Annotated in this window: 16 protein-coding genes; 11 read left to right on the top strand and 5 right to left on the bottom strand. The window is 68.5% G+C overall.

Features of this window, described 5'->3' with window-relative positions; all coding sequences use genetic code 11:
• The first annotated feature begins 4 nt into the window (after positions 1 to 4).
• The 11 genes from ACFYY7_RS33855 to ACFYY7_RS33805 all read left to right on the top strand — a co-directional run bounded on the left by ACFYY7_RS33855 (position 5) and on the right by ACFYY7_RS33805 (position 12,940).
• On the top strand, positions 5 to 1,384 hold the full coding sequence (locus tag ACFYY7_RS33855) for a glycosyltransferase family 4 protein (protein ID WP_388667654.1): 1,380 nt from the start codon (positions 5 to 7) through the stop codon (positions 1,382 to 1,384).
• Entirely contained in the window at positions 1,381 to 2,208 is an 828-nt protein-coding gene (locus tag ACFYY7_RS33850; protein WP_388667653.1) for a 5'-3' exonuclease H3TH domain-containing protein, read from the top strand. The genes ACFYY7_RS33855 and ACFYY7_RS33850 overlap by 4 nt, the downstream gene beginning before the upstream one ends.
• Positions 2,205 to 2,975, top strand: coding sequence for an HAD family hydrolase (locus ACFYY7_RS33845; RefSeq protein WP_388667652.1), 771 nt, complete (start codon positions 2,205 to 2,207; stop codon positions 2,973 to 2,975). The genes ACFYY7_RS33850 and ACFYY7_RS33845 overlap by 4 nt, the downstream gene beginning before the upstream one ends.
• A 64-nt stretch (positions 2,976 to 3,039) precedes the next feature.
• Positions 3,040 to 4,362 (top strand): aminotransferase class I/II-fold pyridoxal phosphate-dependent enzyme, encoded by a 1,323-nt coding sequence (locus ACFYY7_RS33840; RefSeq protein WP_388667651.1) that lies wholly within the window; start codon positions 3,040 to 3,042, stop codon positions 4,360 to 4,362.
• A gap of 326 nt (positions 4,363 to 4,688) precedes the next feature.
• Positions 4,689 to 5,966 carry a hypothetical protein gene (locus ACFYY7_RS33835; protein WP_388667650.1) on the top strand — a complete coding sequence of 426 codons (1,278 nt, stop codon included), beginning with the start codon at positions 4,689 to 4,691 and terminating at the stop codon, positions 5,964 to 5,966.
• Between the two features lie 50 nt (positions 5,967 to 6,016).
• Positions 6,017 to 7,159, top strand: coding sequence for an integrase (locus tag ACFYY7_RS33830; RefSeq protein WP_388667649.1), 1,143 nt, complete (start codon positions 6,017 to 6,019; stop codon positions 7,157 to 7,159).
• A complete protein-coding gene (locus tag ACFYY7_RS33825; protein ID WP_388667648.1) occupies positions 7,156 to 9,753 on the top strand; it encodes a tyrosine-type recombinase/integrase in 2,598 nt (865 codons plus the stop codon). The genes ACFYY7_RS33830 and ACFYY7_RS33825 overlap by 4 nt, the downstream gene beginning before the upstream one ends.
• On the top strand, positions 9,750 to 10,388 hold the full coding sequence (locus ACFYY7_RS33820) for a DUF6262 family protein (RefSeq protein ID WP_388667647.1): 639 nt from the start codon (positions 9,750 to 9,752) through the stop codon (positions 10,386 to 10,388). Before ACFYY7_RS33825 ends, ACFYY7_RS33820 begins: the two co-directional genes overlap by 4 nt.
• 115 nt (positions 10,389 to 10,503) lie before the next feature.
• Entirely contained in the window at positions 10,504 to 11,379 is an 876-nt protein-coding gene (locus ACFYY7_RS33815) for an ATP-binding cassette domain-containing protein (protein WP_388667646.1), read from the top strand.
• A 92-nt stretch (positions 11,380 to 11,471) separates the two neighbouring features.
• A complete protein-coding gene (locus ACFYY7_RS33810; protein WP_388667645.1) occupies positions 11,472 to 11,921 on the top strand; it encodes an HIT family protein in 450 nt (149 codons plus the stop codon).
• Positions 11,918 to 12,940, top strand: coding sequence for a phosphotransferase enzyme family protein (locus tag ACFYY7_RS33805; protein WP_388667644.1), 1,023 nt, complete (start codon positions 11,918 to 11,920; stop codon positions 12,938 to 12,940). The genes ACFYY7_RS33810 and ACFYY7_RS33805 overlap by 4 nt, the downstream gene beginning before the upstream one ends.
• 271 nt (positions 12,941 to 13,211) lie before the next feature.
• Here the strand turns inward: ACFYY7_RS33805 and ACFYY7_RS33800 are convergent, their stop codons facing one another.
• The 5 genes from ACFYY7_RS33800 to ACFYY7_RS33780 form a co-directional block, all read right to left on the bottom strand.
• Entirely contained in the window at positions 13,212 to 13,985 is a 774-nt protein-coding gene (locus tag ACFYY7_RS33800) for a hypothetical protein (protein WP_388667643.1), read from the bottom strand.
• A gap of 33 nt (positions 13,986 to 14,018) precedes the next feature.
• Positions 14,019 to 17,150 carry a hypothetical protein gene (locus tag ACFYY7_RS33795; RefSeq protein ID WP_388667642.1) on the bottom strand — a complete coding sequence of 1,044 codons (3,132 nt, stop codon included), beginning with the start codon at positions 17,148 to 17,150 and terminating at the stop codon, positions 14,019 to 14,021.
• Between the two features lie 505 nt (positions 17,151 to 17,655).
• A complete protein-coding gene (locus ACFYY7_RS33790) occupies positions 17,656 to 18,318 on the bottom strand; it encodes an HAD family hydrolase (RefSeq protein WP_388667641.1) in 663 nt (220 codons plus the stop codon).
• A gap of 32 nt (positions 18,319 to 18,350) precedes the next feature.
• Entirely contained in the window at positions 18,351 to 19,898 is a 1,548-nt protein-coding gene (locus ACFYY7_RS33785) for a glycosyltransferase family 4 protein (protein ID WP_388667640.1), read from the bottom strand.
• 29 nt (positions 19,899 to 19,927) lie between these two features.
• Positions 19,928 to 21,061: a hypothetical protein gene (locus tag ACFYY7_RS33780; protein ID WP_388667639.1), complete on the bottom strand. Its 1,134-nt coding sequence runs from the start codon at positions 21,059 to 21,061 to the stop codon at positions 19,928 to 19,930.
• Positions 21,062 to 21,096 lie beyond the last annotated feature (35 nt).

Raw genomic sequence — 21,096 nt, 5'->3', positions numbered from 1 at the left:
TTCCGTGTCCACGACCAAGGCGCTGCTGTACTGCGCCGTGAACGGCATCGCGAACAACACCAACGGCATCGGCCGGCAGACCAAGACCTTCCTGGCCACCCTCGCCCGCCACCACCACCGCCTGAGCGCGCACGCGGGCGCCTTCACCCCGTACCTCGCCGTCCCCGAGCCGGGCCCGGCCACCTGGGGCTACAACGAGTCCGACCTCCGCTACGCCCGCCGCGTCGTCGAAGGGCTCGGCGGCGAGGTGATCACCCTGCCCTACAACGCCCGCCGCCCCTTCTGGCACCCGGACACCTGGCGGCACCTGTCCGGCGAAGCCGCCCGCGCCGCCGGGCACCTGACCAGCCGGCACGAGAAGGTACTGGTCATCGGCGTCGACACCCCCTTCGCAGGTCTCGCCCACCACACCGGCTCCCATCCGGGCGTGGAGGTGCTGCTGGCTCTGTTCTCCACCGCCCGCATCACCGAACGCCCTCACCCCAACCCCGTCCGCATCGCCTGGGAGGAAGAGGCCATCGCCGCCGCCGGCGTCCATCCCCGCGCCTGGGTCGCGGACATCGGCGACTTCCTCACCCGCCACCTCCAAGACCAGTACGGCCTTGATCCGGGCACGCTCCGGGCCTGGCCGTCCGGGCTCGACCTCACCGCCGCCGACCTCGCCCCGCCGACCGAAACCGAAGCCGAACGCATCGTGCGCGCCCTCGGCATCCCCGCGGGCCGCCCGGTCGTCGCCGCGATCGGCCGCACGGACCACACCAAGGGCCTCGACCTCCTCATCGAGGAACTCGCCCCTCTGCGCGAGACCGTCCACCTCGCGATGGTCGCCGTCCCCACCGATGACGAACGCGCCGCCCTGCTGGACTGCTACCGCGAGCGCAGCGCCGAGCTCGGGCTCAGCGCCACCATCATCGGCCGCTACGACCGCGACATCCCCCGCGCGCTGGCCGCCTGGCCCGACACCTGCGCCATGGCCGTACCCAGCCGCGGAGAGACCCTGGCCAACGTCGTCTTCGAAACCGCCCTGTGGGCCCAGCACTCCGGAGCCGTCGTCCTGGCCCCGAACATCGACGGCTTCCCCGAACAGATCACCGACGGCCACAACGGCCTTCTCTACGCCCCCACCCCCGGCGCCCTGACCGCCTGCCTGCACCGGGCGCTCGCCCTGACCAGCGACGAACGCGCCCGGCTACGCACCGCCGCCCACCGCAAGGTCCTCAACCAACGCAACGCCGCAGAACACCTCGCGACGCTGCTGGCCACGTTCTGGCGACCCCGTACCACCCCGGTGGCTACACTCCATGGTCATCCGGCAACGGATGCCCGTACGCCGCGGTCAAAGGCACCCACCAGCACGCACCATCCCCTGGAGGCCACGCCATGACCGCGCCCCTGCTGCTCGTCGACGGCCACTACCTCCTGCACCGCGCATGGTTCGGATTCGCGTCCCGCATCACCAGCCGCGACAAGACCACCGACCGTACCGGCGTCTTCGGCTTCGCCGCGCTCCTACGCAAAGCCCAGGTCCAGCACGCCGACGGCTTCGAGATCTTCGTGGTCTTCGACTCCGAGGATGGCTCCCAGGCCCGCGCCGGACAGGACAGCGACTACAAGGCCCAGCGCCCCGCCCCCGAACCCGGCCTGATCGCGTCCCTCTCCCTGATCAAGAAGGCCCTCGACCTCAGCGGCGTCCGGTGGATCGAACAGGACGGCTGCGAGGCGGACGACGTCATCGCCACCCTGACCACCGCCGCCCGCACCGACGGCCGCGCCGTCGACATCATGACCACCGACAAGGACTACATCCAGCTCCTGGCCGACCCCAGCGTGCGCCTGCTGAACACCGGTCTCGCCCTGGAGCGCCGCTACACTGCCGGCGAGCACATCCTTCCCCGCTACGGTGTCCTCGCCGAGCAGTGGCCCGACTTCCGCGCCCTGATGGGCGACCCGGCCGACAACATCCCCGGCATCCGCGGAATCGGCGCCAAGACCGCCGCCCGGCTCCTGACCGACGCACGCCGCCTCGAGAACATCCCCGTCGACGAACTGCGCCCCACCTGGACGCAGCAGTGGCCGCAGGCACTGCGCTGGCGCGAAATGATCAAACTCGACACGAAGGCGGGCCTCCCCGACGACCTCCTCACCGCTGCCCCTGCCGCGCCGCTGCCCAAGGCCGCGCACGTCCTGGAAGCGCTCGGCCTGTGGTGACGGGGGCCAAGACCGCGATATGGGACTTCGACGGAACGCTCGGCCACCGCCGGTACGGAACCTGGGCCGAGTGCCTCCTGGAGGTCCTGGACGTCCAAGAGCCCGGCCACCGCTGGGCCTTCCCCGCAATGTTCGAGGCTCTCGCCACCGGCTTCCCCTGGCATGCCGCCCAGAAGCCCCACCCGCACCTGAGCGTCCCCGACGCCTGGTGGGATCACATCACCGGCGTCGTCGCCGAGGCACTCACCCGCCTCGGGATCTCCCGTCCGCAGGCCGTGGCTGCCGCGACCCGCGCCGCATACACCGACCCCAGCGCCTGGAGCCTCTACCCGCAGACGCTGCGCGTCCTCGACCAGCTCACCGCGCACGGCTGGACGCACGTACTCCTGTCCAACCATGTCCCCGAACTCCCCGAGCTCCTGTCCGCCCTGGGAATCGGCACCCGGTTCCAGGCGGTGATCAACTCCGCGGCCAGCGGATACGAGAAACCCCACCCCCAGGCATTCCGTCTCGCCCAGGCAGCCGCAGGCCCCGCACACCGGCTCGTCATGATCGGCGACAACCCCCAGGCCGATGCCGCCGGGGCGCGCCGCGCGGGCATCGACGCCATCTGGGTGCGGCGCAACCAGCACACCGACATACCCGATCTGGATGCCGCCGCCCGCATCCTCCTGGCCCCCGAACCTGTCCGGAACGGGCGGCGTCCGGCTCTGCACGAGGTCCCCCCGTTGCAGCCAACCGCCCCCGGGGCGCTCCCCATCCGGTAACCTCGCCGACGTCCGCACCGCGGAAGCCCGGCAGCGCCCCGGTCCATGGCGCACCGGAGCCACCGTGCACGACACCATCCCGGCCCCCGCGCAGGCCGACTGCCTCACCGCCTTCGGAGCCCTTCGCGACGGCGCCGACCCGGACACCGAGACGACGATCGAGCTCGGGGAGGGCTGCAACCGCTTCCCGCCCTCCCCGGACCTCGCCCGCTACCTCTCCACCCTGCTCGACCGCTTCATCCGCGACGGAACGCTCTCCGCGTACGCCGGCCGGAGCCAGGCGGGCGCCCGGGCGGCGATGGCCGAACTCCTCGGCAGCCACCTGAACATGAGGCTGGACCCGCCCGACATCTTCTTTACCCGCGGCGGCACGGAGGCCATCAGCCTGACCATTGCGCATCTCGCCGAGACCGGTCACGCTCTCGTTCTGCCGCTGCCGAACTACTACGCATTCGATGCGTGCGCCGTGCGCTGGGGAGCCCCGGTGACCGGCTACTACCGGCACGATGGCACCCTCCATCTCACCGGCGCATCCCGGGCCCAGCGCACCTGCCTCGTCGAAGTCCTCCCCAACGGAGTTACCGGCGCCCGCCACACCCTGCCCGGTCAGTCCGAACCGGACTTCACGCTCGTCGATGTCCCCTTCCAGATCGGATCCGAAGGGCCGCAGCCCGCCGCGATACTCCGCGACCGCATCCACGGCACCGACCTGAACAGGGCCGCCCTGATCCTCACCGCCTCCAAGGACCTCTCCCTGCCCGGGCTCCGCGCGGCAGTCGTCATCACCAGGAACAGGGCGCTGCTGCGGCATCTGGCCCGCGACCGATTCGAGCGGATGGCCATGAGCGGCGATCCCGTCGGCGAGTTCGTCATGCTCTTCTACGCCTCCCTCCTCACCGTGGTGGAGGCACCCTTCGAGCAGACGCCCAAGCTCGTCCAGATCGCCCAGGACAGCGTGCACCGAGCGGGTCTGCCCGCACTCCCCGGGGAGGAGACGTACCGCCGCGTCCGCGACCACCTGACCGTCATGGCCGAACGCTTCCGCCGCAACGCCCACACACTCGACGGCCCGAGATCTCCCTTGCGACGTGTCCCAGGTCCGGAGCCCGCCGCGGGATACTCCGCCTTCGCCGAACTCCGCACCCCGCAGGAAGGCTTCCTGCCCTGGGTAGTGCAGTGCGGGAGGGCGGGGCTGCGGCTCAACCCGACCGTCGTCCACGGTGGTACCTCCGCGGCCTGGGACGCGCTGTATCCAGGCGGCCAACTCCTGCGGGTCAACCTCTCGGAGAACCCGGTCATCTTCCAGCAGGGCCTGGACATGGTCAGTCACCACGCACCGCGCCCCGCTCCTGCCCAAGGTCTGCGAAAGGACCGCGCAAGCCCCTGATCGGGTGCCGCACGACGTCAACCACTCGAACGTGTGAGTTCAAAAGTGACCAAGCAGGCGTCTCTTGCCCCAGACGCAGATCCGCATTCACGTTCGGGATATTCGCCCGCCCGGGGCCGTAACGGCCCCGGATCCGGCGCGTTCTTAGAGCACCAGTGCCAACCGGCCGCTCAGACGGAGGACACCATGAACACCGGGCCCACGCCCACCCATCGCCGCGAATTCGAACAGCGGCGGCGGTCCTCGCTCGCCTTCCAGCCCTGCGGGAAGCAGCAGCCCGACGTCTACGCGCGCCGCTCAGCACGACTGGATACGAGGTGGGGGGCATGAGCACCGGTGGTGACGCAGACGGCATCCGCCAGGGTGCGGTGCCCGCCCCGCGCAGTGCAGAACTTCCGCTGCCGCCCGCCGCCGTGCCGGCCGGGCCGCATGAGGGTGACATCGCCGACGGCCTGGCGGAGGCGTACTGGTCCGTGTACGACGGCGCCGCGTCCAAGGCCACGGTGGGACAGATCCTCGCGCGGCTGCCACGGATCGTGCGCCAGATCGGCCAACTGGCCTGGAACGCGGACCGGGCCGCGACCATCGCGGTCGCAGTCCTGCAGCTTGCGTCGGCCGCGATGACGGCGTTCGGGCTCATGGCCTCGGTGGCAGTGCTGCGGGAGCTGTTCGCCGAGGGGCCGACCCCTGACCGGGTGCGCGCGGCCATCCCCCAACTCCTGGTCGTGGTCGGCTTCCTGACCGCCCGGGCGCTCCTTGAGGCGGGCGTCGCCGTCGCGCAGGCCAGGGTGACACCGAAGATCCGCACCGCGCTGGAGTGCGAGTTCCTCACCCTGACCGCCCATGTGCGACTGGAGGTTGTCGACGACGCGGACTGGCACGACGAGGCCTACCGGGCCAACGACCGCGGACTGTTCTACGCCCGGCAGATCGTCGGCCAGATCGTCTCCCTGGCCGCAGCACTGCTCGGGCTCGTGGGCACCGCCGGCGTTCTGGGCGTCCTCCACCCGGCCTTGCTGCCGCTGCTCCTGCTGTCCGTGCTGCCGGTCGGCGCGGCAGCCGTTCGTAACGCCCGGGCGCGCTTCCACTCCTTCAAACGGTGGAACACCTTGCAGCGCAGGGTGCGGGTCTTCTCCTGGCTGCTGCTGGAGAGGGACGCTGCCGCCGAGCTCCGCTCGGACACCGCCCAGGGCGCGCTCCTGGAGGAGCACCGCAGGCTGACGACACAGATCGCCGAGGAGGACACCCGCCTGGGCGTGAGCTCGGCCGCGCTGACCCTGGCGGGCCGGACCGTCGGCGGGATCGGCACCGGCATCACCTACACGGCACTCGCCGCCATGCTGATCGCAGGCTGGCTGCCCCTGGCCGCCGGGGCGGGCGCGGTCCTCGCCATCCAGGCCGCCCAGTCCTCGCTCACCCGGCTCGTCGACGTCTCCCACCTGGTCTACGAGCACGCCATGTGGGTGGACTTTACCGACCACGTCTTGAGTGTCCGTGTCCCTCGTTTGGGCGGTCTGTGGGGCCGTGGCGTTCTCATTTACCGCACGTGGCAAGCCTCTCCGTCTCGTAGCCGATGGGGACAGGAGGCCATGTGCGCCGCGTGATGGTCCTTGATGACATCCGAGTTCAGCCGATGCCGCGGGCTGGTGGCGGGGTGACGTACACGATTCTGTGGGCCGATGCTTCGGTCCACGAGGACTCGGACAGCTTCCTGCGCACCTACGAAGGGCGGGGGAGCCAGAAGACGTTCGCGTACTACCTCGTCGATCACATCAGGTGGCTGGTCCGCGAGGGGCTCACCACCGAGACGGTCACGCTGATGGATCTGCAGCGGTACATGGGGGCGGTCGGTGCGGAGGTGCCGATGCCGTGGGGCGAGCCGTGGAGGGTGCCGCCCAAGCGTCCGTACGGCGCGTCGGCCCTAGACGTCGCGGCCGCCTGTCTTAAAGGCTTCTACCTGCACAACTGCACCCGCAAGAACGTGAACGCGGACCTGCGGGACGCCTTGGCGGTGCAGCGTCTGCCCACGAAGGTGGACCGCAGCCGGGCTTTCTTGGGACACACCAAATCCTCGATGCCGGCGAACCCGCTGACGACTGCCCGCCGTGGCAGCGGCCGCAGCCGTCGCCGGCATCCGAAGATGCTGCCGGACGGGGCACGACCCGAGCTGCGGCAGGTCGTGAACACGGCCAGGGACGAGATGGTCGTGGTCTGGCTGTCCGACAGCAGCCTTCGCATCGGCGGCCTGACCGGGCTCCACCTGGTCGACCTGCATCTGCGCGAGAACGCGGCCTGCGGTGAGTGCAAGAGCCCGCACGTGCACGTCTGCCATCGGTGGGGCAATCCGAACCGGGCCGCGGCAAAGATCAAGCCGGACTGGAAGACCGAGGACGGAGTGATCACCGGCGGTGAGATCTACCGCGCCAGCCCGGCCATGGTCAGCACCTACTTCAAGTACATGACGACCGAGTACGCGGGGCACGCGGCCGGACACGGCATGCTCCTGATCCAGCTGGCCGGACCGCGCCGTGGTGAGCCATGGACCGCGGACGCGGCCCGGGGCATGCTCCGCCGGGCCGGCCGCCGGGCGGAACTGCCGGGCCGGATCAAGCCCCAGGCCTTCCGCCACCAGATCACCAACGACGTCATGGACGCCACCGACGGCGACCCGTTCGTCGCCAAGGCCGTCGGGAACTGGGCCTCGGCCAAGATGGTCGACGAGGTCTACGGACACCCTGACCAGCACTCGCCGCAGTTCGTCGCCGCGCTGAAGGCTGTCTGGGGTGAAGACCAGTGACACAGGCCGTTGCCCCGCTGCCCCTGGTGTCCGTGGGACCGTCCCGCGAGGTCCGAGACCGGCTGGAACTGCTCCACGCCCTCATCCAGGCACCGACGTTCGCCCCGGTCTTCCGCAGCGACATCATCCAGGTCCCCCGCGACCATCAGGTCTACGGCTGGGGATGCCACGTCCCGGAGTGCGAACGAACCGCGGAACCCGACCGGGTCCTGTGTCACAACCACCAGCGGGAATGGCAGGCGGCCCGCACCGCCGGCGGGACCAGCTACCCCGAATTCCTCCGCACCGCGGAGCCGCTCAAGATCCGCGCCCGGATCGACGGCGCCTTCTGCATGATCTGCCAGGAGATCCCCGCCTGGAGCGGATACGGCTTGTGCTATCTGCACTCGCTGAGATGGCAGGCACACCGCAGATTCCACCGCAGCCAAGGCCACCAGGACCCGGAACTGCTCACCTGGGTCGCAGGCCAGGACCCCTTTCCCGGATTCGGCCGCTGCGGGGGCGCCGGCTGCCCCTATGGGGCACAGCACCCGCTCGGTCTCTGCCAACGCCACTTCCAGAACTACAGCCGGGAAGGAAGGCCTGGAGGCGCCGCCCTGCCTGCGAACTGGGGCAGGAAGACCTGGGACGGAACCACCAACATCACCTACACCGACCAAAAGCGCTTCCAGCAGTGGCTGCGGGAGAGCGCCCCGATCCACCGCATGGACGGCCACGTCTCGCTCCTGGGCTTGCGGCCCCTGGCCAAGGCCGAGATCCAGTGGGGCATGTTCCACCACACCCAGGTCCCCGTCGAAGGAGCGGTCTGGAACCTGCTCCACATCCGCCAGCTGGCCAAGACCTGCCGAGACCAGAAGGTGAACTCCCTGGCCGACCTTGAGCTCAATGACATCCCAGTACGCGCCCAGAAGGTCGCCCGGCAGATGCTCAAGTACCTGCGGCTGATCTACTTCGTCCGCGAGGACACCAAGGACGCGGGATTCATCGAGACCGAGCACTTCGGAGTCCGTTTCCGCGGAAGCACCGGCCACATCGACCTCACGCAGATCACCCAGCGGTGGCTTCGCGACATCCTCTGGGACCACTTGGTGCATCGGCTTCACACGAGCCCGCCACGGACGCGAGGCCCCTTCGACTCCCTCCGCCGCGGATGCGCCGAACTCTCAGCCTTCCTCGAAGCGCAGGCGCCTGCGGGCGGGCACGACCCCGCCGCTCTCACAGACCAGCTCATGATCGACTTTGTGGCTGACCAGCGGCACCGAGCCCAGCACGGTCTCGCCTTCCTGCGCGGCCCGGTCCCAGGCGCGAAGGGCAAGAAGACGACGAAGGCGTCGAAGGGCTCGGTTTCCAGGCACTTCAACGACGCGCGGGCGGTCCTGCGCAGGGCCCTGGAGCTGGGTGAGGCCGACCGCATCAACCTGTCGCGGGGCTTCATCCTCGCGCTGCCGGCCGGAGGCAACTTCGGAGGGCGCCGACGGCCGTTCCCCGACGATGTCGCGCGCGAGCTGGCCAAGGACTCCAACCTCACCCGACTGGACGAGGCCGACATCGAAAGCCGCGGACTCCGCGACATCTGGGAGGCCCTGGTCGTCACAGGCCGGCGCTGCAGCGAGGTCCTCAACGTCCGGCTGGAGTGCATCGGCCGCATCAACAAGCTGCCCATGTTCTGGCACGACCAGACGAAGGTCGGCAACCTCGATGACGCGATCCGGATCTCCGAACGCCTCTACACCCGCCTCGAAGAACGGCAGGGCATCACGGTCGCCCGCTTCTTCGAGCGCCGTGGACGAGTCCCCACCCCGCAGGAGCGACGCGAGCTTGCGCTGTTTCCCCGGCGCACGTCCAACCGCGAAATGATCAAGGGCGTCAGCTACAGCTGGTTCCACGGCGCCTTCCGCGACTGGGTGGACACCCTCGACATCGGCCACTGCGTCCCCCACCAGGCCCGCCACACCCTGGCCACCAACCTGCTCAAGAACGGTGCCAACCTCGTCCAGGTCAAGCGTTACCTCGGGCAAGTCTCCGACTCCATGGCCGAGCACTACATCCACCTCGCCAATACCGACCCCAAACTCGAAGCAGCCTTGCAGGCCGTCTGGTCCATCTGGGTCGCCGGACCCGGCTCCACGGAGCCCGGAATTCTGCTGACCAGCGGCGAAGCCATGACGCAGGCCGAGGCCGAGGCCATGCTCGTCGACCTCACCCGGCAGTCGACACCGGCGGAGGGAGGCTTCTGCACCTTCCAGCCCGTCGTCAACGGCGACGCCTGCCCCTGGAACATGGACTGCCATAACTGCGACAAGTTCGTCATGTCCGGGGCCGACCTCGTCTACTGGCACCGCAAGCGCGAACAGTGGCGCACGCAGGCCGAACGGGCCCCGGACGGCGCGACCGCCGACTACCTGCACAGCCTCTTCGAGCCGACCGCCCGCGCGATCGACGGCCTGGAGAAGGCCCTGGCCGCCGTCGGTTTGCTTGAGGACGCACTTGCCCTCGACCTGCGCCGCCCCCAGGACTACTTCGGGCGCGTCTGGGCCACCACATTCCGGTCCCAGGAACTCGCCCGGCACGAAGAAGCCGGTGATGCGGCATGAAGCCTTCCCCCACCGCCGCGGCCGTCGCCGCACGACACCAGCAGACACGGACCAAGCTGTCCCAGGTCGAGGCCGCCATCGCCCAGCTCCGCCGCGAACGCGGACGGCTCACCGTCCAGGCCATCGCCCGGCGAGCCGACGTCTCCACCACGTTCCTCTACGACAACACCGAAGCCCGCGCTCTCGTCAGGAACGCGATCGACGACACCCGCAGCCGACACGACCGCGACACCCAGAACGAACACGACCGCATCGAGGCCACCTGGCGCGAACGGGCGCTGAACGCCGAGGAAGAACTCAAACGGACACAGGCAGAGGTCCTCTCCCAGCGCCAGGCGATCGGCGAACTCATGGGCCAGGTCCGGGACTTCGGCCAGATGGTCCCGGGAGAGTCCGTCCAAACCCTCGCCACCGAGAACACCACGCTCAAGAACCGCGTCAACCGGCTCACCCGAGAACACCGGCAACTCCAGGAACGGCTGGAAGGCGCCCGGTCCAACCTCCGCTTCGCCGACAAACGCATCGCCGACCTCGAAGCGCAGCTTCTCGAACAGGACCCCTCATGCCCCTCGACCCCGAACCCGCCCCCGCCACTCTCGACCGTCAGCAGGCCCAGGCGCTCGCCGGAGTCTTGAGGGCCTACAGCGCGATCTTCAAGCCTCCAAGCTGGCGCACTCGAATCGGCCCTGGCAACGTCACGGACACATCCGCAAGGCATCACCCCAGGTCAGAGCCAACCCGGGCAGATCCATGGTCGGTAAACTGGACGACCTGCTGGCCTTCCAGGAACGCTGCCGCGACCTCCAGCCGCGCCGCAGTGAGCTGCCCGCCCCCGAGACAGTCAAGACCATCACGCTGGACGACGTGTCCTTCACCTATCCGGGCAAGGTCACCCCAGCGCTCAACGGCATCTCCATGACGCTGCGCGCCGGTCAGACGGTGGCGTTCGTCGGTGTCAACGGCTCCGGCAAGTCCACGTGCGCACGGCTGCTCGCCGGGCTGTACGAACCCCAGGACGGGGGCACGGTCTGCTGGGATGGTGTGAACGTGCTGGACATGGACGCCGAGTCGTTGCAGGCCCGCGTAGGCTGCGTTCTCCAGGACCCCGTCCGGTTCCCGTTCAGCGCACTGGCCAACCTGACGGTCTCCCGAGGCACCCTCACCGAGGCCGACCCGCAGCGGGCACTGGACGCTGCGCGGGCCTCCGGCGCCGAGCAGGTCATCGCCGGACTGCCCGGCCACTGGGAGGCGCTGCTGTCCAAGCGGTTCCGCGGCGGTCAGGAACTGTCCGCCGGCCAGTGGGCGAAGGTCGCCGTCGCCCGCGGCCTGTACAAGAACGCCCCCGTCCTGCTGCTGGACGAACCGACCGCCAGCATGGACCCCCGCGCCGAGCACGCCGTGTACGAGGCGGTACTGCGGGACACGCCACGCCCCGATCAGATCACAGTGCTGATCTCCCACCGCTTGGCGAGCGTCGTCGCCTGCGACCGCATCTTCGTCTTCGACGGCGGCCGCATCACCGAGAGCGGCACCCACCAAGAGCTGATGGACCTCGGCGGCGAGTACGCCGCCATGTTCACCCTCCAGGCCGCCGGGTACCGCGCCGAGGCGGGGGAGGCGGCGTAATGCCCGACCACGCGCAGTCCCGTCCTGTGCCTGCGCCGTCCGGCGCCTGGCCGGAGAACTTCACCGGCCACCGACGGGGTACCAACTGCCCGATGTGCGCGAACGACTCCGCCGCCGACGACATCGGCTGGGGCCTCCTTGTCCGGCGCGGGGAGGTCAGCAACGCCTACCTGTGGCGCAGCGGTCAGGTCCGCGGGTACGCCGTCGTGATCTACACCGGGCGTCATGTCGCCGAGCCCACCGAGCTGGACGAGAGGGAGGCGGCCGCGTTCTGGTGCGACGTCCTCGCCCTGGGCCGCGCTGTGGAGGCGCTCTACGAACCGCTGAAGATGAACTACCTGCTGCTGGGGAACCAGATCCCACACGCCCACTGGCACTGCGTTCCGCGACGCGAAGCCGGAACGGACTCGGCTCCGGGTGGGCCGCTGCCCTTCGAGGTGCTCGATCTCGGGCGCCAGGACGAGGAGCAAGTGCAGGCGGATGCCCGAGCACTGCGTCAGCTGCTGGCCGACGCGGGCGGCCGGTCGGGTGTGCGGCGATGAGCGGCGCCGAGTCGGACGTGATGGTCGTGGCGGGGATCCTGCCACTGTTCTACCGGATCACCCCCACCGCGGTCGACGAAGGTCCCGCGGGGACCGTGACCCGCAACTACGTGGCCCAGGACAGCGACGGCGGCCGGTGGTTCGTGAAGGCATACCCGGATGACACCGATCTGGACGCAGAGCGCCAGGCGCTGGAGCTCAGCCAGTTCGCGCGACTCGGCGGCATCCCGGTGCCGGCGGTGCGGCAGACCCTGGACAGTAGCCTCATCGCGGCCGCCGGCGGCATGGCGGTGTCGGTCGCGGCGTACGTCGAGAACACGGAGACAGCAGAGGGCGGCCTGTCCGGCGACCGGTGGGCCGCAGTAGGCGAGACGGTCGGCCGTCTGCACCGAACCCTGGCCCGGCATCCGGCCGGGCCTCCGCGCCGCGTCCCCGCCCGGGAGGTCTGCGATGTGAAACGGGCCCGGCAGCGCCTTGACCGGCTGCTCGCCCTCCTCGCCAAGAGGCCACCCGCCTCAGGGTTTCCCGCCTGGGCACAGGAGACCGCCGCCCAACGACTCGACGCTCTGCCCGCCGTGGCCGCCATGGTCAAACGGCTGCCAACGTCCTTGACGGTGCAGACCGTCCACGGCGACCTGGCCTCGCCCAACCTGCTCCTGCGCGGACAGCAGGTCGCAGCATTGATCGACTTCCGGCCGCCCGGTCACCGCAGCCCCGCCTGGGAGCTCGGGCGGATCGTCCTCGACCCGCGGACCGTACTGGCAGAGCCGAACTGGCCCACCGTCGCCGCCTACCGGGCAGCCAACCCGGCACTGCCGGACGAAGAACTCCTCGCCGTACCCCGCCTCGCCGCCGGCTATCTCGCGTGCTCGGTGTATCCCCTGTCCGAAGCCGTCGACGACCCGGCCGCCGTCACCCCCGAGCTTGAGGCGTACGGCCGGAACCGGCAGGAGGCCATGGCCGAGCTGTGCGAGCGCCTGGCGGAAGCCGAGGCGGTGCTCCGTGACCTCCTCGGCTGACCCCTTTCCCTCTCCCGGCGTCCGGCCGTCGCAGTGGCGGCACCGAGACTTCCGCCACTACCTGACCGGGCAGGCAGCCAGCGTGACCGGCAGCTCGATCAGCACCATGGTGATCCCCATGCTGGCGGTGCTCGAACTGGACGCCACCACCGCCGAGGTCGCCTGGGCGCTACATGGAAGCCAAGAGCGGTGGTTCGAGAAGGTCACGGGGAGCGGAGGCGCGCCGGGTAGGGGCTACGTCGGATGCGAGGGGCCTGCTGCCGGGTTTCGGTCATCGCCGAAGTCTCCGGTCGAGCGCCCATCCGACGGGCCTTCCGAACATCCACATTGCGCTCTCCAGGGCCGATGTGCCTCGGTGTATCGAGTCCACGACGGTTTCCCGGAGCGTGTCGTGCTCCTCGGCATCCACGCGAGCCAGCAGACTGAGTGCGGTGCCTAGCCGTACGCCAGCAGCGGGATCGGCCAGCCTGAGCCTCAGCCACTTCCCGACGGACGGTCTCATTGCCTCATCGCTGCGGGGCCCGATCCCCAGATTGGCGACCGCTTCGATGACATCGATCTTCAGCGGCTCCTCCCCCACTTGGCCATAGAGCTCCTGAAGTACGGGAACCAGGTCCTTTCCCTGATCGACCGCCCCGCCCAGAAGAAGAACACAGGCCCCACGGAGCCTGATGTCTCCGACCAGGCGCGCCAGCGTCAGAACCCGAGGCAGCGCATCTTCGAAACTGGCGGAAACAGATTCCTCCCAGGCAACCTTCTCGTCATATACATGTCTTCTTTCGGCGTCGTCCTCATCTCGCACTCTGCGCCAGGTCCACACCGCGGATCGATACGATTCTCCCAAATACCGCATCAGATCGGCCTGAATCACGGTCCTTTCTCCCAGGGCCAGTTCGAGCATCACGGGAATGCACGCGGGTGAATCCCTCTCGAAGACGAGTCCCTGCGGGGTGAGCACCACCTCAAGCCCCTCCAGCGCCCTCCATGCTTCTTCCTCATCAGAACCACTCAACCCCTCGATCAATAGTCTGAGTTCGGCCTTCATTTCCACTCTCCTGCATGCATAAATAAGCAATCATCAGTTCGTCGTGGTCACCTTGAGACCCTGCAGCATAAGGCCACAACTCGGACAGGCCGGATACGCCTTCCCATACCAGCCCCTCTCCCCCTGCTCGTACCTGTCGGCGTGCACCATCTCTATGCCAGTGTTCTCGACGGGCAACTTGTTGGTCTTTTCCCGGTACTCCGCCCGGTACGCCTGACTGATGCAGTGAACTTCGGCGCACCCCAGAGCATGACCGGGTGAATGAGTATGTATGTCCTTCACCGCGCGTGAGTCGAGATCACTGGCAGACCGGCCGGAACTCCACCCCTCGTACTCCCGCGAGTCGACTTTGAGGATGGCGACACAGTTCTTGCCCCGGTGTTTGTCCGCCAGTTTGCGCAGCCTCTCCGAACTGACCCGGTCCCTCGCCTTGGGCCGCTTCACCGGCTCACGGGAACCCGCCCCCTGCTCCTCCAGATCTGGTTCAATGTCGCTTCTTTCGAACCTCTCGCCGTACTTCTCGCAGAGATCAGTGAATTCCCTCATCCTTCTCTCCGCCGCGTCACCACGGGCATTCATCACGCTCAACGCCTTCGCCTGAATCTCTGAAAGCAGAGCAATCTGCGCAGAGTCAGTGACTACCTCCATGGTCTTGTAGACCTTGTCAAGGACTTCCTTCGGATTCAGCGAGGCCATCATCAGCCGACGGGATGGCGTGAGCGTCAGCCGATGAGGCTCGCCCCGCATCGTGAAGTCGACCGTGACCGGCTTCCGCTGCTGCTCCTCTCCCCCTTTCGGGCGGCCGGGTGAGTTCTTGCCGTCGCGTGATGAGGGTTTCTTCGTCGCGCCGTCGTTCTTTTTCTTGAGGTTGTTCCAGAGGGCTTTGCCCTTCTTGACGATGAAGCCCACGATTTTGTCAATGACGCGGTTGACGGGTTTGGCGACGGCGTGGAAGACGGATTTGACCTTGTTGGCCAGGCTGCCGATGCCGAGGAGTGAGGCGAGGAAGCCGATGAGGAGGGGGACGCTGGCGGCGAGGGCGGCCTCGACCATCTTCGGGACGCCGGCCGAGCCGCCGTTGGCGATGGCGATGACGGCGTCGAGGACGGCGTTGACGAACTCCACGATCTGGGCGCCCTGGTTCACGATGAACGTGACGATGTCGATGATTCCCTTGACCGCGCGGACGAAGGCGGAGGCGGGGTTGAGGAGGGAGATGATCCAGGTGATCCCGGCGATGATGACGGTGGGGATCAGGTAGCTGGTGAGTTTTTCGAGGATGGTGGCCTTGAGGTCGCCGGCCTCGGACTCGATTTCCTTGACGGCGCCTGCGGGGCCTTCCGCCGCGAGTTTCTTTGCGACGGGGACGGAGGACTCGACGGCGGTCATGGCCTGGTCGGGGATGCCCTTGCGGGTGATGCGGGCGCGGATGTTGTCCCAGGTCAGGCCGAGGAGGGAGGCGATGAGCTGGATGATGCCCTTGAGGTCGAACTTCTGCGGGAGTTCCAGGCCGGCCTTGACCGCGGTGCCCAGCAGCCAGGAGACGACGCCGGTCTTAAGGTGTTCGGCGATGTTGGTGACGAAGAGCTGAAGCCCGGCGCCGACTGCCTTGACCAGGTTGCCGAGGAACCCGATGGGGTCCTTGATGATCTTCATGATCGCGGAGGCGGCCTTGGCGAGGATGCCGAGCAGGAGGTTCTTCAGCTCGTTGATCGTCTTGATGACGCCGACGATCGCGTCCTTCGCCTTGTCGACCAGGCCCTTGTTGGCCTCCTGGAGCTTCTTGATCTCCTCGTCGACCTTGTTCAGGGCGGCGGTGTACTTCTGGGCGAGGTCCTGAACCAGTTGCTCGGACTTCTCGTTGACCGTGGCTTCGAGGTCGTCGAACTTGCCCGCGAAGTCGGTGGCGGCCTCTCGGCCGAACTCGCGCAGGTCTGCGGGGAGTCTGTCGACCTCGGCCTTCAACTCGGTGCGGCCCTTGGCTATGCGGGCCTTGGCCTTGCCCAGTTCGGTGCCGATGATGTCGGCGACGGACGAGATGACCGTCTGCATCTGGGCCACGTAGAGCTTGCGGGCTTCCTGGAAGAGGTCGTTGGCCTCCTTCGGCATGCCCATCAGCTTGTCCTTGGCCCACTTCGCGCCGCCGAACATGCCTGAGTAGCGCTTGTCCTTGTACTTCTTCATGCGGCGCTTGTGGTCGGCGGTGAACGCGTCGCGGGCCGCCTTCTCGCCCGAGGTGAATGCCTCGTCGACCTTCTTGTCGAGGCCGGACAGGGTCTCCTCGACGTCCTTCTTCGTTCCGTCGTAGACCTTCTGGAGCTTGGCGGTCACCTCGGCGCGCTTCTTCTCGTCCTTGGACTTCGTTTCGCCCTTGCCGCCGTCCACCTGTTTGCCCGCCGAGGCCCTGGTCGCGGTGAGGGCGTTCAGGGCCTGGGCGCCGGAGGCCGCCGCTCCGGCCTTGGCGGTGCTCAGTTGCTGGGCCTCGGCGGCCTTGCCCTTGGCGGGGGCCTTCGCGGAGTCTGCTTCCGCGGTCTTCTTCGTGGACAGGGCCTGGTCGAATTCGGGCTCGTTGCCCTTGGCGAGCTGGTCCTCGGTGACCTCGGCGTCGGCCATCGCCTGGTCGTTGGCGGCCGGGCCCTGGGAGAAGTCGGTCACGGCGGCGGGCTGTTGGGCGGGGATGGCGTCTGCGGCGGAGGGGGCGCCGGGGTTGGCGGGGGGCTGGTCGGGGGTCATCGGGGTGACGGGTTTGTCCTTGGCCGCCGAGGTGTCCGGTGGGGTCTTGGTGGCCGTGTCGATGTCCTTGGCGGAGGAGTCCTTGCCGTCCTTGACCTTGCCGTCGACCTCGTCCTTGATCTGGTCGGCCTTGCCGGACTTGGAGAACTTGTCGGCCTGGTCGAGGTTCTTCGGGGCCTGGGCGTCGATGGCCTTGTTCACCGCGTCGATGAACGCCTGCTTGTTGAACTCGCCGGGCTTCGCGGCGTTCATCTTCTCGGCGTTGGCCGCCTTGCCCTGGGCCTCCTTGTCGTCGGGGGGTGCGACGGCCGCGTCCTGTGCTGACTTGGACTCGGTGGCGGCGGGGGCGTGTGCGGCCAGGCGGACCTTCTTGGCCGCCACGTCGGACTTGACCTTGCGGAATCCGGGGGCCTGGGCGGGGGACGGTTTCACCGGGGCCGTGTAGCGCTGCGCGACCAAACGGGAGACAGCCGCGTTGCCCGCCGCGCGTTGCAGGCACTGCAACGACCGCACACCGGGAGCAGGGGCGGAAGGACGGGGTGCGCCAGCGCGGGTGGACTCGGCAGGAGCCTTGTCCGGAACCGACTTCATCGGCCACCCCTCCGCCTGCCGCCGATCATCCCGAATGCCAGCTGTCAGGGTTCCGCGCAGCGCCGACGTCGGTGAAGGGTGAGAAAGCCATGCCCGGGGCATCGCTGGTGGGTCGTACGGATCTGAGCCGTTGCCTCTCAGGGCAAGCCTCGGTGCGCGAAGGGGCGGCCGAGTGTCCGTTCCCGGTGATCCTGGAAGAGACGAGTTTCGCTGGCGCTCGGTTCGGAGAGTCTGCCTTCGAGCTGGATCCAGATGCGAATCTCTGCCCCACTGAGCACGGAGTGGGCGATGCAGACACCGCCGCTTGTAGTCTCCGCCATCTGCCGCACACAAGGCGCAAGGCCGGTTAGCTCCTACTCACAGGCTCTGGGAAGCCCTGCTCAAGTCCTTCCCCGGGTACGGGGATACCAAGACGGCGCAGGTGAGAAGCGGCGTCTGCTGCTCCGGTGAAGAGCTGTGCCTGCAGTCCGGCGGCCTCGGCGCCACGGACGAATGTGGGTTCGTCATCGAAGTAGGCGAGGGAGGTGGCGGGCATGCCCATGCGTTCTGCGGCGAGACGGAAGGCGTGCGGAGACGGTTTGTCCACTCCGAGCCGCGCGGACGAGCAGTCGTAGTCGAACGTGATGCCGTGGTGTTCGAGGTCGCGGTTGAGCGCATCGGTGCAGTTGGACAGGACGCCGGCGGGTACGTGTCGGCGTACCTCGATCAGGAGTTTGATCATTGCGGGCACGGGGGCGCCTCGGTCCTGTCGCCAGGGGATCAGTGCCTCGCGCATGTCGTTGAGGGGCTGGTGGTAGTCGCGTGCGAGCCGCTGGGTGACGTCGTCGGCCCATGCTGTGTCGGTCAGGATGCCGACGCGTGCCGCGCGGTAGGCGGGGTGGTCGTAGGCGTAACGAGCGATGGTGCCCGGGGGCAGGTGGGCCAGCTTCTCGCTCTGGGTGGCGCCGGTGTTTTCCCAGATGCGGAACAGGCCGTTCATGTCGAAGAGGACGCCGGTGACCGGTGTCATGGTGGGTGCCTTTCTGTGGTGGGTGCTGAGGATCAGCGGTGTGTGCGGGCCCGGTCGTAGAGGTTGACGTAGTGGTCCGTGGTGTGGGCCCAGCTGTAGGTGGACTGGGTGTGTGTGCGGCCGTTGCTGCTGCGCCGGGCGAGTTCGGCAGGGTCGGACAGCGCTGTGGTGAGGGTGCTGGCGAGGTCTTCGGAGTCGTCGGGACGGACGAGCCAGCCTGTTGCTGTTGGGCCGGAGGGGATGATGGTGCGCAGCGGTCCGCCGGTGGCGGTGGCGACGGGTGGCGTGCCGCTGGCCATGGCTTCCACGTAGACCATGCCGAAGGGTTCGTTGACGGCGGGGGCGACGAAGAGATCGGCGCAGTTCAGCCCTGTGGGGAGTTCTTCGTGTCCGCGCCATCCGGCGAAGTAGACGTCCTCCTGGATGCCCAGGCGGGCGGCGAGGTCGGCGGGATGGGTCCCTTCGTATTCGCCGGGGTATCCGCCCCACATCAGCAGGGCGGGGGCGGGGTCCATGCGGGTGCGCAGGGCTGCGAATGCCTCCAGCAGGACGGGGACGCGTTTGAAGTCGAGGAAGCGGCCGACCCACAGGAGCAGGGGGCGGAGGCGTCCTTGGGAGTCGCGGAGGCGTTCCAGGTCCTGGTCGGTGTAGCGGATGGTGCCGGGGGTCTGTCCGGGGCCCCAGCCCTGGGGGTCGGTGACGAGCCAGCGGCGGAGGTGTCGCATGCGTGCGTCAGGGGTGAGGTTGGACGGCCGGAAGCTGGTGGTGTCGACGCCGTTGGGGATGACCGGCGGTGGTCCGCTGAGGTGGAGCAGGCGTTGGGCGAGATCTTGGTCCTGGTCGGAGACGACCGCGAGGTGGCCGGCGTGCTGTGCGGCTTCGCGGAGCTGGGCCAGCCAGTACTCGCAGTGGACCCATTTCGGCCAGTCGGTGGTGGTGAGGAGGGTTGTGTCGGCTTCGTCGAGGGTTGCGTGGCGGGCTAGTTCGAGCGCCTGATCGGGGCCGGGGAGGTGGGCGAGTTCCTTGAGGGAGAGGCCGATGCTTCGGGCGAGGCGGAGGCGGCGGTTCATGCCGTCTATGAGCTTGAGTTCGGTGCCGTGGAGGGTGGTGACGCGGGGGGTGCCGGGGTAGGCGGTGCGGGCGCTGGTCTGCAGGGGGCTGAGGTGGTGGAGGTGGAGCACGGTGGGGGTCTTGCTGCGGTGGCGGGTGAGGTGCTCGGTCCAGGCGTCGGTGATGCGGTCGGCGTCTTCTGGGGGGATGGCGGGGAAGAGGGGGTCGGGGCAGTGCCCGCGGTCTTCGTAGGAGGGGTGGAAGGGCCGGGGCCCTTGTTGCGGGTTGAGGTTGCGGGTGAATCGCTTCTGGGCGTCGTTGTAGTCGTACGGCCGGAGGTTCAGGCCGTGGTAGAAGGTCTCGCCGTGGGACGGCTCTCCGGGCCGGCCGAGGGAGCCGGCGTGGAGAGTGGTGTTCCAGCCGCGGGTCTCCAGTTCGCGCAGGTGGTAACGAATGACCTGTGCGCTGCCGCCACGCGGCCAGAACAGGACTCCAGTGTCCAGGGCCGGCGGGTGTGTCACGGGTGCCATGAAGTGTCCTGTCTGTCGTCGTGCATGGTTCAGCTGGGGTCGACGATGAGGGGGGAGCCTCCGGCCCGGCTGCCGGACCAGTACCGCTCACCGGGTACTTGAGGGGCGCGGACGGTCAGACGGAGGACCTGGGCGAGGTTGTGCTGGTCGCTCAGGGGTACTGCTTCGTGCAGCACGAGGGTGCGGGTCTGCCCGTCGTAGGTGTGCGGAAGATTGTTGTGCCCGATGACGCTGAGCCGTTCGCGGATCTGGTCGGGTGTCACCGGTGCCTGGAGCGGGAGAAGTGTGGCGCACCGTTCGCGTTGCGCGGGCGGGCAGTGGTTGGCGTTCAGGCACGTGGGTGTGTTCCAGATGCAGCTGTGGTCGGCTTCGCCGAGTACGTAGGCCAGGGCGCAGCAGTTGGTCTGGTAGACGGGGTGGGTGTCGTAGCGGCTGGGGCGTTCTTGCAGCCAGTTCCATGTGGCCCGGGGCCAGACGGAGTCGGCTGCCTGGGGGTCGAGTGCGGGGTTGGTGAGCTCGGGCCACAGGGCGTCGATCTGCTCTTTCGCTGTCGGTTTGACCTTGGTGCCGACGGCGACCGAGCAAGCCGCGTACTGGGAGGCGAGGTCCATGACCGATTCGATGACGGCCGGTGTGCTGTTCTGCGGAAGCGCGGGCCGCCAGTAGTGGATGACGGGAATGCCGACGGTATGGAGGCGGGGGAAGTTGCCGCGGAGTGCCTCGTGGTCGATGCCGCGCTCGATGTCCGGTCCCAGCCCCGAGTAGGAGAGGTAGACGATCACGCGCAGGCCCTTGGCCTGGTTGCGGGTGATGGCGGCGACAATGTCGTCGGTGACCGTGCACTTGGTGATGAGACAGATGGGGTTGCGGGCCGGGGAGTCGCCGAGCACGTCAAGAAGTTCGCTGAGGTGGGCGCGTGTGCGGGGGGTGGCGAGTGCGTCGGTGCAGGTGTAGAGGGCCAGCACCAGGGCGGGGTGGTAGTACCGGCTGGCGAGGAGTTGGGCGAGCGTCTGGGCCGGCGTTGCCAGCTCGGTGGGTTTGGCGAGGGTGAGGCCGAGGTCCTGCAGGTAGCAGTACGCGCAGTCCTTGGGGCAGCCCTGGACCGGGTTGACGGCGAGCCAGGTGTCGTGCTGGTCGATGACGGGTTCGTAGGCGGGTGCCACGAGGGGCTCCTTCGGGGCCGGCTGCGCTCCTGGCG

Origin of the sequence: Streptomyces sp. NPDC001933 (genome assembly GCF_042890955.1) — a bacterium.
Taxonomy (GTDB): domain Bacteria; phylum Actinomycetota; class Actinomycetes; order Streptomycetales; family Streptomycetaceae; genus Streptomyces.
This window is presented reverse-complemented; position numbering and strand designations above follow the sequence as displayed.

Excerpts from the sequence above, each read along its gene's own strand:
- ACFYY7_RS33790 (WP_388667641.1), bottom strand. The coding sequence starts at position 18,318 with ATGACACCGGTCACCGGCGTCCTCTTCGACATGAACGGCCTGTTCCGC.
- ACFYY7_RS33850 (WP_388667653.1), top strand. The coding sequence starts at position 1,381 with ATGACCGCGCCCCTGCTGCTCGTCGACGGCCACTACCTCCTGCACCGC.
- ACFYY7_RS33820 (WP_388667647.1), top strand. The coding sequence starts at position 9,750 with ATGAAGCCTTCCCCCACCGCCGCGGCCGTCGCCGCACGACACCAGCAG.
- ACFYY7_RS33835 (WP_388667650.1), top strand. The coding sequence starts at position 4,689 with ATGAGCACCGGTGGTGACGCAGACGGCATCCGCCAGGGTGCGGTGCCC.
- ACFYY7_RS33810 (WP_388667645.1), top strand. The coding sequence starts at position 11,472 with ATGTGCGCGAACGACTCCGCCGCCGACGACATCGGCTGGGGCCTCCTT.
- ACFYY7_RS33800 (WP_388667643.1), bottom strand. The coding sequence starts at position 13,985 with ATGAAGGCCGAACTCAGACTATTGATCGAGGGGTTGAGTGGTTCTGAT.
- ACFYY7_RS33805 (WP_388667644.1), top strand. The coding sequence starts at position 11,918 with ATGAGCGGCGCCGAGTCGGACGTGATGGTCGTGGCGGGGATCCTGCCA.
- ACFYY7_RS33815 (WP_388667646.1), top strand. The coding sequence starts at position 10,504 with ATGGTCGGTAAACTGGACGACCTGCTGGCCTTCCAGGAACGCTGCCGC.
- ACFYY7_RS33785 (WP_388667640.1), bottom strand. The coding sequence starts at position 19,898 with ATGGCACCCGTGACACACCCGCCGGCCCTGGACACTGGAGTCCTGTTC.